This is a genomic window from Micromonospora sp. MH99, from assembly GCF_021442385.1.
Classification (GTDB): Bacteria; Actinomycetota; Actinomycetes; order Mycobacteriales; family Micromonosporaceae; genus Micromonospora.
In genome coordinates this window covers 1-14,682 of sequence record NZ_MUZA01000108.1, presented here as the reverse complement: position 1 = coordinate 14,682, position 14,682 = coordinate 1, and the positions used below count along the sequence as shown (strand labels likewise).

The window sequence follows — 14,682 nt, the reverse complement described above, 5'->3', positions numbered from 1 at the left end:
ACCGCGGGCGCCGCATTCGCGGCGGCCGGCCTGGACCTGGACCCGGGGCCGGAACCGGCGCCGCCGGCACCCAGCAGCGCGCCACCGAGCGCCAGCGATCCCGCGGCGACCACGTCGACCGCGCCGAGCCGGTCGGCGTCGCCGGGCCCGACCGGCACTCCGTCCGTCGATCCGGCGCCGAACGGTCAGCTGGACGGGCTGTGCCGCGCCTGGCGGGCCAAGAGGCCCGAGCAGCGGGAGAAGGCCCTGCACACGCCGGCCTTCCAGCGGCTGGTGGCGGCCGCCGGTGGCGTCGCCGCGGTCGAGGAGTACTGCCAGCGCCTGGTGCCTGAGGCGAAGCCGTCGACTCCCGCGCGACCGTCCCCGTCGGCGGAGCCGTCGACTCCGGAGCGGCCGTCTCCCCCCGCCGAACCGTCGCCGGCGGTGACGCCGCCCGGGTCGGCGAAGGTCAAGCCGTCCCACTCGGCGGGGCGGGCCGCGAACTGAGCAGCCAGCCGGCGCGGTTCGTTCTGCCGTGCACCGGGAAATTCGTCTGTTAGACAGAGGTCTGTGGCACCGTCGACGCCGCCGACAGTGTCGGTGGGTGGGTTTACGGTGGCACAGTGTTCCGGAGTTGGCGCACGACGAAGGAGGCTGCACCGATGGTGACGTCGCCCGAGCTGGACCGCAGCGCGATCCTGCGTGAGTCCGCCGCCGCAGGCCGACATCTCGCGCGCATCTGCTTCAAGACAGGCCCCCCGACATACACCGGCGTCGAACTGGAATGGACCGTGCACGACGCCGCCGACCCCGCCCGACCGGTCGACCCGGTGCGGCTGCGGGCGGCGCTGGGGCCCCACAGCCCCGTCACGCTGGACCCGGCGAGCCCCGCCGAGCCGCTGCGACACGGCGGCACGGTGACCCTCGAACCGGGCGGCCAGTTGGAGATCTCCACCCCGCCGCGCTCCTCGACTGGCGCGCTGATCCAGGCCACCGAGGCCGATATCGCCCAGGTCACCGGCCTGCTGACCGCCGCCGGGTTGACCCTCGGCCGCAGCGGAATCGACCCGCACCGTCGGCCCCGCCCCGTGGTGGACACCCCCCGATACCGCGCGATGCGTCGCGCCTTCGACCGGCGGGGCCCGGCCGGCCGAACGATGATGTACAGCACCGCCGGTCTGCAGGTCTGCCTCGACATCGGCGAGCCGGACCAGGTCGCGCCGCGCTGGGCGGCGGCCCACGCGGTCGGGCCGCCGTTGCTGGCGGCGTTCGCCTCGGCCAGCCGGCACGCCGGGCGGCGCACCGGGTGGGCGTCGGCGCGGATGGCCGCCTGGCTGGCCATCGACCCGACCCGCACCCGCCCGGTGTGGGTGCCCGGCAACGTCGACGAGGATCCGACGACCACCTGGATCCGGTACGTGCTGGCCGCGCCGCTGCTCTGCCTGCGCCGACGCGGCCCGGACTGGGCGCCGCCGCCGGGTGTCACCTTCGCCGACTGGCTCGACGGGGCGCTGCCCCGCCCGCCCACCACCGACGATCTCGACTACCACGTCAGCACCCTTTTTCCGCCCGTGCGTCCGCGCGGCTACCTGGAACTGCGCTATCTGGACGCCCAGCCGGACCGGGACTGGCGTCTCCCGCTGGCGGTGCTGAGCGCGCTGTTCGCCGACGCGGGCACGGTGCGCGCGGCGTACACGATCGGTGCGCCGGTGGCGCACCGCTGGTCGGCGGCCGCGCGGCACGGCCTGTCCGACCCGACGCTGGCCGCCGCCGCGGCCGCGCTGCTCGACCTGGCCCTGGCCGCCCTGCCCCGGCTGGAGCTGCCGGCCGGCACCCACGACGAGGTCCAACGAGGCGTACGACGGCGGCTGGCCGCCGCACAGAGGGGAGACCGGTGAGCGCGAGGAGTGAGCCGGGGTTGCGAGCCCCGCAGTCGCGAACGGAAGGCGGACCGGGTGAGCGCGAGGAGTGAGCCGGGGTTGCGAGCCCCGCAGTGGCGAACGAAAGGGAGACCGGTGAACGGCGAGACGGTGGGTGTGGGCACGACGGACCATCTTGAGGGGGAGCGGTTGCGGGGGCGGATCGCGGCGGAGTTGGCGCGTGCCCGGTCCCGTACGGCGCTGCTGACCGAGGCGGTCGACGACGCCGACCTGATGCGCCAGCACTCTCCGTTGATGTCGCCGTTGGTGTGGGATCTGGCGCACGTCGGCAACCAGGAGGAACTCTGGCTGGTCCGTGATGTGGGTGGCCGCGAGCCGGTCCGCTGCGACATCGACGAGTTGTACGACGCGTTCAAGCAGCCCCGCCGCGACCGGCCGGCGCTGCCGCTGCTGCCACCGGCGGAGGCGCGTGCCTACCTGGGCACGGTCCGGGACAAGGTGCACGACCTGCTCGACGCCGTGAGTTTCACCGACCGGCCGCTGGTCGCCAACGGGTTCGCCTTCGGCATGATCGTCCAGCACGAGCAGCAGCACGACGAGACGATGCTCGCGACCCACCAGCTGCGCTCGGGTGCGGCGGTTCTGCACGCCCCGCCACCACCCGAGCCGACCGCCCGCGTCGGCGGTGAGGTGCTGGTGCCGGCCGGGGAGTTCACGATGGGCACGGACACCGATCCCTGGGCGCTGGACAACGAACGTCCCGCGCACCGCGTCGACCTGCCCGCGTACGTCATCGACGCCGCGCCGGTCACCAACGGCGAGTACGTGGCGTTCATCGCCGACGGCGGCTACACCGACCCACGGTGGTGGAGCGCGGCGGGTTGGGAGCACCGGGTGTCCGAGCAGCTCGTCGCGCCGATGCACTGGCGTCGCGACGGGGACGGCTGGGCGTACCGCCGCTTCGGCAGGTGGGATCCGGTGCGCGCCGACGAGCCGGTGGTGCACGTGTGCTTCTACGAGGCGCAGGCGTACGCCGCGTGGGCGGGCAAGCGTCTGCCGACCGAGGCGGAGTGGGAGAAGGCCGCCCGGTGGGATCCGGCGACGGGTCGGTCGCGCCGTTACCCGTGGGGCGACGAGGACCCGACCGAGGCGCACGCGAACCTCGACCAACGTCATCTGCGGCCGGCGCCGGTGGGCGCGTACCCGGCGGGGGCGTCGCCGTTGGGTGTGCACCAGCTCATCGGGGACGTCTGGGAGTGGACGTCGACGACCTTCCGCGGCCATCCCGGCTTCACCGCGTTTCCCTACCGGGAATACTCGGAGGTGTTCTTCGGCGAGGACTACCGGGTGCTGCGTGGCGGCTCGTTCGGCACGGACCGGTCGGCCTGCCGGGGGACGTTCCGCAACTGGGACTATCCGATCCGGCGGCAGATCTTCAGCGGCTTCCGCTGCGCCCGGGACGCCGCGCCGGACGAGTCGCGCCCGTGACGTCGCGCCGGGCGGGTGCGCCGGCGGCCGGCTTGCGCTGATGTGCCGTCACCTGGCCTATCTGGGGCCGCCGGTCACGCTTGCCGAGCTGCTGTTCGAGCCGGCGCACGCACTCGTACGCCAGTCCTGGGCGCCTCGCGACATGCGCGGCGGCGGCACGATCAACGCCGACGGGTTCGGCGTCGGCTGGTATCCGAGCGACGGCGAGCCGGTGCGGTACCGGCGTGCCCAGCCGATCTGGAGCGACCCGACGATCGCCGAGCTGGCGGCGGTGACCCGGGCCGGCGCTGTGCTGGCCGCGGTCCGCTCGGCGACCGTCGGGATGGCGGTGCTCGACGGTGCCGCCGCGCCGTTCGCCGAGGGGCGCTGGCTGTTCAGCCACAACGGTGTGGTCCGGGGCTGGCCGGACGCGGTGGTGCCGCTCGCCGCCGGCCTGCCGGTGCGGGACCTGCTGACCCTGGACGCGGCGACCGACTCGGCGTTGCTGTGGGCGCTGGTGCGGCACCGGCTGCGTGGCGGCGACGATCCGGCGGAGGCGGTGGCCCGGACGGTGGCCGAGGTCGCCGTGGCCGCCCCGGGGTCGCGGCTGAACGTGCTGCTCACCGACGGGCGGCGGGTGGTGGCCACCACGTTCGGCCACGCGCTGTCGGTGCGTGCGGCGGCGGGCTCGGTGCTGCTGGCCTCCGAGCCACACGACGACGACCCCGGGTGGCGGCCGGTGCCGGAGGGGCACCTGGTCACGGCCACCGTGGACGAGGTGCGGATGTGCCCACTGCCGATCCGGTGAGCGGCGCCGGTCGGGCAACGCGAGGTGTGACCGAGGAGAGAGGCAGGACCGATGACCGCGGAACCGTTGGAGATCTACCTTGAGCCGCAGGACCTGGAGCGTGGTCTGCGGGAGGACGTCCGGGCCGGGTTGACCGCCGAGGCGAAGTGGCTGCCGCCGAAGTGGTTCTACGACTCGCGGGGCAGCGAGCTGTTCGAGGAGATCACCCGGCTGCCCGAGTACTACCCGACCCGGGCGGAGCGGGCGGTGCTGGCCGAGCGCGCGCCGGACGTGGCGGCGCTGACCGGCGCCAAGACCCTGATCGAGCTGGGCTCCGGCTCGTCGGAGAAGACCCGGCTGCTGCTGGACGCGCTCACCCGTCAGGGCGGGCTGGGCACGTTCGTTCCGCTGGACGTGTCGGTCAGTGCCCTGCTGGGGTCGACCGCGCAGATCGCCGCCGACTATCCGGGGCTGCGGGTCCGGGGCATCGTGGGTGACTTCACCCGTCAGCTCGACCGGCTGCCCACCGGCGGTCGGCGGCTGGTGGTGTTCCTGGGCGGCACGATCGGCAACCTGCTGCCGGCCGAGCGGGCCGACTTCCTGGCCGCGATGCGCGCCGCGCTGGAGGTCGGCGACTGGCTGCTGCTCGGCACCGACCTGGTGAAGGACCCGTCGGTGATCGTGCCCGCGTACGACGACGCGGCCGGCGTCACGGCCGAGTTCAACCGCAACGTGCTGTACGTGATCAACCGGGAGCTGGGCGCCGACTTCGACCCGGAGGCGTTCGAGCACGTCGCCCACTGGGATCCGGACCACGAGTGGATCGAGATGCGGCTGCGGGCGACGCGCCCGATGCGGGTCCGGGTGCTGGATCTGACGGTCCAGTTCGCCGCGGGGGAGGAGCTGCGCACGGAGGTGTCGGCGAAGTTCCGTCCGGAGGGGGTGGCCGCGGAGCTGCGCGACGCGGGCTTCGCGGCGGCGAACTTCTGGACCGACCCGGACGGGCTCTTCGGCGTGACCCTGGCCCGGGCGCGGTGAGGCTGCACCCACGCCCTCCGGCCCGGGCGCGGTGAGGCTCTTCACCCGCGGCGTCCGGGCCGTTCGGTGATCGGTTAGGCTGGTCGCGCGAAGGGGAGTAGCCCCCAATGTCGTGGTCGACATACTGGTGCGTTCCGCACCCGGCCACGCGGCCCCGGTCTCCGGGGCGGGCGAGACCTTCGACTCAGGCTGTCGCAGCCGGGTCGAGGGCGCCCCCGTACCTCCTCCCGGCGTGAACGGGAAGGATGTCATGGAGGGATTCCTCGCCGCGCTGGTCGTCAGCTTCGGTGTCATTTTCGTGGCCGAGCTGGGAGACAAGTCCCAGTTGATGGCGCTGACGTTCGCCACGCGGTTCAAGCCGATTCCGGTGCTGATCGGCATCACCGTCGCCACGGCGGTGGTGCACCTGGCGTCGGTCGCCATCGGTTCGGGTCTCGGCGCCGTGCTGCCCACCGAGTGGATCTCCCTGGTGGCCGGTGTGGCGTTCCTCGGCTTCGGCGCGTGGACCCTGCGCGGTGACAAGCTCACCGAGGAGGAAAAGCGCAAGGCCGAGAAGACCAGCAAGACGGCGATCGTGGCGGTGTCGGTGGCGTTCTTCCTGGCCGAGTTGGGTGACAAGACGATGCTCGCGACGATCACCCTGGCCACCAAGTACGGGTGGTTCGGCACCTGGCTCGGTTCCACGATCGGCATGGTGGCCGCGGACGCGCTGGCCATCCTGGTGGGCCGGATGCTCGGCCGCCGCCTGCCGGAGAAGACCATCAAGTACGGCGCCGCGGTGCTCTTCGCCATCAGTGGCCTCTGGCTGATCCTGGAGGCCGTCAACGAGCTGACCTGAGCACCGACTAGCTGCCCCGCTGGCGGGTAACGGCTCCGGGTGGAGCCGGCGGAGCTGCTGCGCCACGGCGACGAGGTGCTGGTCGCCGTGGTGGAGGTGGCCGGGGCTCTGGTGATCTTCGTGGGTGCCGTGTGGGCGGCGGTGCGGTTCGTGGTCGAAGGGCTGCGGCACCGCACCGCCGCCGTCTTCACTCCGATCCGACTGTCCCTGGGCCGGTTTCTGACGCTCGGTCTGGAATTCCAACTGGCCGCCGACGTCCTGCGCACGGCGGTGTCACCGTCGTTCACCCAGATCGGCCAGCTGGCGGCGATCGCCACGATCCGGACGGCGCTGAACTACTTCCTGGGCCGGGAGATCCGGCAGGAGCAGCGGCAGGTCACCGACGGGCAGCCACGGCCGTGATCGGTGCGCTGGTCGAGGTGGTGACCGCGCTGGCCCTGGTCGCGGGTGTGGTCACCGCCCTGTGCACAGGTGCCGTCCGGGTCGCGGTCCGGGTCCTGCTGGATCTGCTCACGGCGGCCGGCCTGCTCCGCCTGGCCGGCGATCCGCAGTGGGGTGGCCTCGCTGCCGCGGCGGCGATCGTCGCGCTGCGCCAACTGCTCGCGGCGGCGTTGAGTCTCGCGCCGCCGTGGTCGCGCCGACAATCCCCGCCGCGCTGCGCGGACGACGATCACCACTTACCGTGGGCGGTAGCAGCGAAACAGGGAAAAGCGGGAGGATAACCACATGGCCCGGCACGACGAACCGAACGAGTACGGCTACGCCGGTGGCGCCACCGCTCCCGAGCCCCAGCCCGGCGGCAAGCCCGACGAGCAGGACCTCGCGGAGGAGGTGGCGGTGCCGGGCGACGATCTCACCGCGCCGGCGACCGACGCGTTGGCCGACGAGACCGAGGAGCGTCGCCCCAGCGAGCGTCGCCGCTGACCTCTGCACGCATCGCCGGCGGTCGCCCCACGGGGGCGACCGCCGGCGTCGTTTCGTCCCGCCGACCTGGTGCGAGCAGCTCGTCCCGGACCGCCGGTCGAGTGCAGTGACCACCGTCAGCACGGCCAGCGTGCGGGCGATGTCGGCGGCGATCGCGGTGGCCCAGCCGCGCAGACCCGCCCCGCCCGCTGCCCGGGCCACCGCCGCGTAGGTCGCGCGGGCGGCGTCGTCCCGCCGATGTCGGCCAGCGCCGCTAGTGTCGCGCCTCGCGCTCCCGCAGGTCGCCGGCTACGACCTCGCGCCTGACCTCAGCCACGCCACGAGGACGAAGTCGGCCGGCGGCCCAGGTCGAGGTGCCAGCGTCGCCGCCGGGCCGGGGCGTCACCACAGCCAGCCGGGTGTACGACCTTGAGCGGCGTCCCCGCCGAGATCAGCGCGAGGGCGGCACCGAGGAGCGGCAGTGCGCTTCCGGCGGTCGATCGCGGGCGATCGCGGCAGCCGCGAGGGGGCGGCACGGATCGGCCGTGGACTTTTCCCGGATGTCGCCGATGCCGAATGGCCCTTTGTCGGGTTGGTCATGCGGGCGCACTTGTTCGCCTCGAAAATGCATAACTCCGGACATAAGCCCTATGAGGGGCTTTAATGGTTTCACGAGTTGGCAGACGACCTTGGGGGTTTTCGTGAAGTTCTTTGGCGTAACCGGACCCGCACGGAGGCACTCCTGATGGACCTGCTCCGCCAATTGCGCCACGTGCGTCGGCACTGGTGGGTCGTGCTGGTCACCGTCATGGTGGCCCTGGGCGTCTCGGCGTTCCTGACCGTACGGGCCCAGCCCCGGTACGTCGCTTCGGTGACCTTCTTCGTCACCACCCCCAACCAGGGCGTCACCGACGCCTACCAGGGTGGTCTGTTCCTCCAGCAGCGGGTCAAGTCGTACGCCGACCTGCTCAGCAGCGACCGCCTGGCGCAGAGCGTGGTGGCCGAGACCCCGGTCGGGCTCACCGCGGACGAGGTGCAGCGCCGGGTGACCACCTCCACGGAGACCGGCACCGTGCTGCTGCGCGCCTCCGTCACCGACACCGACCAGGCCCGGGCGCTGCGGGTGACCGAAACCCTCGCCGCGAAGTTCGTCGAGCTCGTCCAGAAGGTCGAGACGCCGCCCGAGGGCAAGGCGCCGATCAAGATCGAGGTGGTGAGCGGTCCACGGGTCAGCTCCAGCCCCGTCTCGCCGCAGCCGCTGCGCAACCTCACGCTCGGCGGTCTGCTCGGTCTGGCGCTCGGTGTCGGCCTGGCGATCCTGCGCGGCGTCGCCGACGTCCGCCTGCGCGACGCCGCGGGCCTGCAACGTGCCACCGGAAGTCCGTTGCTCGGCGAGATCCCGTTCGAGAACGCAGCCCGTACCGCTCCGCTGATCGTCGGCGAAGCCGCAACGTCGGCCCGTGCGGAGGCGGTCCGCAAGTTGCGGACCAACCTGCGCTTCGTGGACGTGCACGAGCCGGCCCGGGTCATCGCCGTGACCAGCGCCCTGCAGGGCGAGGGCAAGACGACGCTCTCCTGCAACCTGGCCATCGCGCTCGCCGAGGCGGGCTGGCGGGTGCTGCTGGTCGACGCGGACCTGCGCCGCCCGAAGGTCGACGAGTACCTGGGCCTGGACGCGGGTGTCGGTCTCACCGACGTGCTGGTCGGCGACGTCCAGGTCGGCGACGTGGTGCAGCGCTGGGGCGACAAGTCCCTGCTCGTACTGCCCAGCGGCTCCGCACCGCCGAACCCGAGCGAACTGCTCGGCTCCAAGGCGATGGCGGACCTGCTGCTCGCGCTGCGCGAGTCCGCCGACATCGTGATCATCGACACCGCGCCGCTGCTCGCGGTGACCGACGGTGTGGTGGTGGCCGTGCAGGCCGACGGCGCGCTGCTGGTGAGTCAGCAGGGCCGTACGTCGCGGACCCAGGTGGCCGCGGCGGCCCGCTCGCTGCACTCGGTCTCGGTGCGGTTGCTCGGGTGCGTGCTGAACATGGCCAAGGTGGCCAAGGCCGAGGCGTACCAGTACGAGGCCTACCGGGTGGTGACCTCGCCGGCCTCGGCGTCGGTGCCGACCGCCCGGGCCACCGCCCCCCGGCACAGCGAGGGCGCCGGCGTCAACGGCGTCAGCGACCGCACCCAGGAACTCACCCGGTTGCCCCGATGAGCGCGGCGAGGGGTCGTAGCGAGCGTTCGATCTCCTCAGCGCAGCGACGGAAGTCGGCGGGGGTGCCGCCGATCGGGTCCCGCAGGTCGTCCGCGTCCGGGGCGGCGGGTTGCAACCGCCCCCGGGCGTGGGCGGCGGCGGCGATGGCGGCCCGCAGCGGGTCGTCGCTCGACTCGGCGGGCGGCTCCGCGGCCGCCGCCAGTCGGCCGAACTGGCGCAGGGTGAACGTCCGGTGCAGCGCGCCGGGCGCCAGCGAGGTGCAGATCGAACGCTGCCGCCGTGTCGCGGTCAGCACGAGCGTCGCGTCGGCGAGGTGTTCGGGACGCAGCGTCCGGCTCGCGAAGGCCGCCGGGTCGCCGCCACCCTCGGCCGCGACCTGGGCGGCGTACGGGTGCATCGCCATCCCGTCCATCGCGTCGGTGCCGGCGCTGGACACCAGCACGGGCCGGCCGGCCAGCAACCGGCGGGCCAGGAACTCGGCCATCGGCGAGCGGCACAGGTTGGCGTGGCAGACGAACAACACGCGATCGGCCATCGGGAGCCCTCTCGTGGGTGCGGACGCGGGTCGCCACACCCCGAGGGTGGGGCGTCGACGTCGCTGGCCGCGCGGGGAGGGGTTGTCGGCATCGTACGCGGGCCGACCGCCCGCCGGACGTGCTGCCGCGCCGGCCAAGGCCGATCCGTGGTCCTCGGCGGTGCCCCGGTGAAGATCGGCATCCTGTCGTACCACTTTCCACCCGAGCCCGCCTTCATCCCCGGCAGCCTCGCGGAGGAGCTGGCCGCGCGCGGGCACGAGGTCCGGGTGCTCACCGGTTTCCCGGACTACCCCGGCGGTCACGTCTATCCCGGGTGGCGGCAGCGCTGGCACCACGAGACGCACAGTCAACGGCTGGCGGTCCGGCGGGTGCCGCGCTACTCCGGCGGGGCCACCTCCACGGGCGGGCGAATGGTCAGCTACCTGTCGTTCGCGGGCAGCGCGTCGCTGGCGGCGCGTCGGTACCTCGGCGACGTGGACGCGCTCTACGTCTTCCAGCTGCCGGCCACCACGTTCGCCACCGCCGCCCTGTTCCGGCTGCTGCCGAAGGTGCCGGCCGTGCTGCACGTACAGGATGTCTGGGCGCGCGACGGCGCGGACGCGGACGGCGACGGCCGCTGGTCGGCGCGGATGGGCGCCGCGATGACCCGCATCTACCGGACGGCCGCGCGCGTCGCGGTGGCCGCGCCGTCGATGCGGGACCTGGTGGTCGCCGCCGGGGCCGACCCGGCCCGGGTCCAACTGGTGCTGAACTGGACCGACGAGCGCATCTTCTACCCGGCGACGCCCGGCGCGGCGGCCCGGCAGATGATCCGCCGCGATCGCCGGTGCGTGGTCATGCACGCCGGGACCATCGGCGCCCGCCAGGGGCTGGAGACGGCGGTCCGTGCCGCGGCCGCGCTGGACCGCACCATGGACCTGGTCCTGGTCGGGTCGGGAGCGGACGAGCGGCGGGTGCGGGGGCTCGCCGCCGATCTGAAGGCGGAGAACGTCCGCTTCCTTGAGCGGCGGTCACCTGTCGACATGCCCGAGTTGTACGCCGCCGCCGACTACCAGCTGATCATGCTGCGCGACCTGCCGGAGCTTCGCGGCATGGTGCCCGGCAAGCTGCAGGCCGCGCTCTCCTGCGCCGCGCCGGTGGTGGCGTCGGCCGGCGGCGACACCGCCGAGCTGGTCGAACGCGCCCGAGCCGGGCTGTCGTGCCCGCCCGAGGACTGGGCCGCGCTGGCCGACCGGTTCTGGTTGGCCGCCACCATCCCGCCGCCGGCGCGCACGGAGATGGGCCGCCGGGGACGCCAGACGTACCTGCGGGAGATGTCGTTGCCGGCCGGGGTGGACCGCATCGAGCGGTTGCTGCACGAGGCCGCCGGCCGGGTTCCGCAGGAGGCGAGAGAGCCGCGAGGAAACCTCGCGTAAGGGACGAGAAATGCCATAACCGTACGAGATTCCCCCACAGCGTGCTAAGAACGTCAGGGAATCCGACGGACTGTCCGATTCCAGCAAACGGGAGTGTGGTGTGACGGAGAGCGAACGGCCGCATCGACGGCGGAGCCGATCTCGGCGTCGCCGGCGGGCGCGACTGCGCCGGGCCCTGCTCGGTGCCCTGGTCGTCGGATCACTCCTGCTTGCCGCCGGGGGATGGATCGGTTTCCGGGGCTGGCAGGCGCGCGCCCACCTGCTCAACGCCGCCGGCCTGGCCCGGGAGCTGAGCGCGCAGGTGGTCGGCGGGGACACCGAGCGGGCCCAGCGGACTCTCGCCGCCCTGCAGGAGCAGGCCGACGCGGCCCGGGCCGCCACGTCCGACCCGAGCTGGAAGGTCGGTCGGCGTACCCCGATCGCCGGCGACGACCTCGACGCGGTCCGGCTGATCGCCATCGCCATCGACGACCTGGCCCGGCGGGCGTTCCCGACCCTGCTTCGGACGGACCTGACCAGCCTGGTGCCGGCCGGAGGGCGGTTGGACCTGGCCCGGCTCAGCTCGGTCTCCGCGGAGCTGACCCGGGCGAACGACGCGGTGCAGGGCACCCGGCGCGACCTGAGCGCGGTGCCCGCCGACCGGCTGGTCAGCCAGGTGCGCCAGGCGCTGACCGACCTCCGTGGCGAGATCGACCGGCTTGCCAGTCTCACCGCCGCTGCCGACCAGGGCGCTCGGCTGCTGCCGCCGCTGCTCGGCGCGAGTGGGCCACGGCGCTACCTGCTCGTCTCGCAGAACCTGGCCGAACTGCGCGCCACCGGCGGCATGTTCGGCGCGTACGCGATGATCGAGGCCGAGAACGGTCGGGTGCGGATGGGCCAGCAGGGCAGCAGCGCCTCCCTCGGCCAATTCACGCCGGCGCTGAAGCTGCCCGCCGAGACCCGGGCGGTCTGGACCGACCTGCCGGGCATCTACCCCGCCGACGTGAACCTCACGCCGCACTTCCCGACCGCCGCCGCCCTGTACCGGGAGATGTTCCGACGAAAGACCGGAACCACAGTCGACGGCGTGCTCGCCATCGACCCGGTGGTGCTGTCCTACCTGCTCAAGGCGACCGGCCCGGTGCTGGTGCCCGGCGGTGTGCCGCTGGCCAGCGAGAAGGTCGTGCAGACCCTGCTCAACGAGACCTACCAGCGGCTGGACAACAAACGGCAGGACGAGTACTTCGCGTCCTCCGCCGCCGCAGTGTTTGACGCCTTCTTCAAGAAGAATGTCAACCCTAGGGTGTTGTTGTCCGCATTCGACCGTGCTATCACGGAACGCCGGATATTGTTCTGGAGTGCTCGACCGGAAGAACAACGGACCTTCGGCGACAGCCGGATGGCCGGAGCGCTCCCGGAACAGGACACCGTGCCGACTGTCGGCGTGTTCTTCAACGACGGCAGCGGCGCGAAACTCGGCTACTACCTGCGGCCGACGGCGAGCCTCACGGTCGGCGAATGCCGATCCGACGGCCGCCGCGAGCTCCGGTTGCGGGTGACCCTGCGCTCGACGGCGCCGAAGTCGGGGCTGAGCAAGTCGATCCTCGGCCTCGGTCTGGCTGGTGATCCGTACACCGCACGCACGTTGGTGTCGATCTTCAGCCCGGCTGGCGGCTCCGTGCTCGACGCCCGGCTCGACGGGGCCGAAACGGCACTGGGCAGCGGCACCGAACGCCGCCGCCAGGTGGCGACGGCCAGCGTCGACATCGGCCCCGGCGCCGAGAGAGCGCTGGAGGTCACCGTCCTGACGGCCAAGACCGGCGTCGGACAGGCCGAGCTGTGGCTGACCCCCACCGCCAGCCCGTGGACCACCCAAGTTCATTCCGCACCAAGCTGTGACCAGTAGGAGGGAACCAATCATGCGGCTATCCCGCATCATCATGGCGCTCACGGTCGGCCTGGCCGTGGTGGCCGTGCCGACGGCAGCGGGGGCGGCACAGCCGCAGCCGACGCCGAGCGCGACCACCGACCCGCCCCAGCCGCCGCCGTACCCGCCGACCGCCGCGTCGCTGACCGTCAACCGGCCGACGATCTACCTCGGCGAGACGGTCATCCTGACCGGGACGGGCTTCGGCCCCAACGAGACCGTCGACATCACGGTGACCGTCACCCCGCAGGCGGCCCCCGCCGCCGGCAAGGCGCCGGCCCGCCGCAGCGACGGCACCACCGTGGCCATGGCGCCGGTGGCGTACCAGGCGAGCGCGCCGTTGCACTTCACGGCGTACACCAACGCCCAGGGTCGCTTCACCAAGAGCTACAAGCCGTCGGTGACCGGTCTGTTGACCTTCACGGCCACGGGCCGGGAGTCCGGCCGGACCGCCACCGCCGAGCTGCGGGTGCTGCACCGCAAGCAGCCGCTGCCCGTCACCGGTGACAGCATCGGTACGCCCATGAAGCTCGGCGGCGGCCTCGTCGGCGCCGGCGCGATCATGCTGCTGCTGACCCTGGCCTGGCGTCGTCGCCAGCGCTTCGGTGGGGCCGCGCACTAATCGGCGCACCACCAACCGGGCAGTGCCCGGATCGCACCTCAGGCTGGCGCCCGTCGGATCTTCCGGCGGGCGCCAGCCCCATGTCATCCCTCCGGTGGCATTCGTCACGAGCCGCCCGGCGGGGTGCTCGACGTGCGTGATCGGAAGCTGCCGTCACACCCCGACACTTCGCCCAGGCCGCCGGTGCGCTGGAACGCTCGGCTGACCTGGTCCCGGGTAGGCGCGTTCGGGGCAGTCCGGTCGACGTGCCGGCGTCCGGCCGATGTGCCGGCGTCCGGGCGGCGTGCCGGCGTCCGGCCGATGTGCCGGCGTCCGGCCGATGTGCCGGCGTCCGGTCGACCCGCCGGCGTCCGGTCGACGTGCCGGGATGTCGGGTTGCCGTGATCGACTCGGGTTCGCCGATGTCGGGGTATCAACCGGTCCCGGATACCCCGACATCGGCGAACCCGAGTCGAGCACTACCCAGACACCCCCCGCCGGCCACGTCCGCTGCGTCGAATGGGCGGGATGTCCGTTTCTGGCGGTGGTTGGGTTGTGACCCGTCGCATCCGTGGGCCGGAATCGTGGCGGGCCGGGGGTCGTTACACACCCTGACGATCGCAGGACCACGGCCACCCCCGCCCGCTCGACCGGGCTGGGAATGGCCGGCCGGTCCGGGTCGTTGCAGACCCCCGAACAACCCGCGGCCCCGCCCCCCGAGGCCCCGATGAGGGCCCGGGAATGACCCCGGATGGCCGGCCGTTACACGGTCCGGCGCCGCGAGCCCCCTCGCGGGCCCCCGGGAATGACCCCGGACTGCGGGTCGTTATACACGGTCCGGACGCCGCGAGTCCCCCTCGCAGGCCGCCGGGAATGACCGCGGATCGCGGGTCGTTACACACGGTCCCGCCGCGAGCCCCCCGGCTGCCGCCCTCGGGCGCTACGAGGCGATCAGCCCGCAGGCCCCCCGAATCTTTTCCCCTTGTTTTGTGCAGCGCCGGACGAGGTGCTCACACCCCACGTCACCGACCCCCCTTGGTGGTGTGTGTGGTGTTCCTACCCCCGAAGGAGCTACCCCCATGAACACGATCTTGCGTAAGAGCATGCTGTCTGTTGCCGGTCTCGC

13 protein-coding genes and 1 pseudogene are annotated in these 14,682 nt (G+C 72.9%); 13 read left to right on the top strand and 1 reads right to left on the bottom strand.

Annotated features, from left to right (window positions below):
* From B0E54_RS30790 to B0E54_RS30745, 10 genes and pseudogenes are all read left to right on the top strand, one after another.
* Positions 1-486 (top strand): annotated as a pseudogene (locus B0E54_RS30790) (hypothetical protein); the annotation flags it as partial.
* A gap of 155 nt (positions 487-641) precedes the next feature.
* The gene (gene egtA / locus B0E54_RS30785; protein WP_234591230.1) at positions 642-1,877 is read left to right on the top strand and encodes an ergothioneine biosynthesis glutamate--cysteine ligase EgtA; all 1,236 of its coding nucleotides are present in this window, start codon (positions 642-644) and stop codon (positions 1,875-1,877) included.
* A 117-nt stretch (positions 1,878-1,994) separates the two neighbouring features.
* On the top strand, positions 1,995-3,347 hold the full coding sequence (gene egtB / locus B0E54_RS30780; protein ID WP_234591228.1) for an ergothioneine biosynthesis protein EgtB: 1,353 nt from the start codon (positions 1,995-1,997) through the stop codon (positions 3,345-3,347).
* A gap of 40 nt (positions 3,348-3,387) precedes the next feature.
* Positions 3,388-4,134 (top strand): ergothioneine biosynthesis protein EgtC, encoded by a 747-nt coding sequence (egtC, locus tag B0E54_RS30775; RefSeq protein WP_234591226.1) that lies wholly within the window; start codon positions 3,388-3,390, stop codon positions 4,132-4,134.
* Positions 4,135-4,185: 51 nt separating this feature from the next.
* Positions 4,186-5,151 carry an L-histidine N(alpha)-methyltransferase gene (egtD, locus tag B0E54_RS30770; RefSeq protein ID WP_234591224.1) on the top strand — a complete coding sequence of 322 codons (966 nt, stop codon included), beginning with the start codon at positions 4,186-4,188 and terminating at the stop codon, positions 5,149-5,151.
* 250 nt (positions 5,152-5,401) lie between these two features.
* Positions 5,402-5,989, top strand: coding sequence for a TMEM165/GDT1 family protein (locus tag B0E54_RS30765; protein ID WP_234591222.1), 588 nt, complete (start codon positions 5,402-5,404; stop codon positions 5,987-5,989).
* A gap of 39 nt (positions 5,990-6,028) precedes the next feature.
* On the top strand, positions 6,029-6,391 hold the full coding sequence (locus tag B0E54_RS30760) for a DUF1622 domain-containing protein (RefSeq protein WP_234591220.1): 363 nt from the start codon (positions 6,029-6,031) through the stop codon (positions 6,389-6,391).
* Positions 6,388-6,711, top strand: coding sequence for a hypothetical protein (locus B0E54_RS30755; protein ID WP_234591218.1), 324 nt, complete (start codon positions 6,388-6,390; stop codon positions 6,709-6,711). Before B0E54_RS30760 ends, B0E54_RS30755 begins: the two co-directional genes overlap by 4 nt.
* A gap of 4 nt (positions 6,712-6,715) precedes the next feature.
* A complete protein-coding gene (locus B0E54_RS30750; protein WP_234591216.1) occupies positions 6,716-6,913 on the top strand; it encodes a hypothetical protein in 198 nt (65 codons plus the stop codon).
* A 724-nt stretch (positions 6,914-7,637) separates the two neighbouring features.
* Positions 7,638-9,098 (top strand): polysaccharide biosynthesis tyrosine autokinase, encoded by a 1,461-nt coding sequence (locus tag B0E54_RS30745; RefSeq protein ID WP_234591214.1) that lies wholly within the window; start codon positions 7,638-7,640, stop codon positions 9,096-9,098.
* Here B0E54_RS30745 and B0E54_RS30740 read toward each other — a convergent pair.
* Positions 9,079-9,633 (bottom strand): low molecular weight phosphatase family protein, encoded by a 555-nt coding sequence (locus B0E54_RS30740; protein WP_234591212.1) that lies wholly within the window; start codon positions 9,631-9,633, stop codon positions 9,079-9,081. The two genes, B0E54_RS30745 and B0E54_RS30740, sit on opposite strands and share 20 nt — an antisense overlap.
* A 168-nt stretch (positions 9,634-9,801) precedes the next feature.
* Here B0E54_RS30740 and B0E54_RS30735 point away from each other — a divergent pair, with 168 nt between their 5' ends.
* The 3 genes from B0E54_RS30735 to B0E54_RS30725 all read left to right on the top strand — a co-directional run bounded on the left by B0E54_RS30735 (position 9,802) and on the right by B0E54_RS30725 (position 13,577).
* Positions 9,802-11,049, top strand: a complete 1,248-nt coding sequence (locus B0E54_RS30735; RefSeq protein ID WP_234591211.1) for a glycosyltransferase family 4 protein — start codon at positions 9,802-9,804, stop codon at positions 11,047-11,049.
* Between the two features lie 100 nt (positions 11,050-11,149).
* Positions 11,150-12,934, top strand: coding sequence for a DUF4012 domain-containing protein (locus tag B0E54_RS30730; protein ID WP_234591209.1), 1,785 nt, complete (start codon positions 11,150-11,152; stop codon positions 12,932-12,934).
* Between the two features lie 13 nt (positions 12,935-12,947).
* Positions 12,948-13,577 (top strand): hypothetical protein, encoded by a 630-nt coding sequence (locus B0E54_RS30725; protein ID WP_234591207.1) that lies wholly within the window; start codon positions 12,948-12,950, stop codon positions 13,575-13,577.
* Positions 13,578-14,682 lie beyond the last annotated feature (1,105 nt).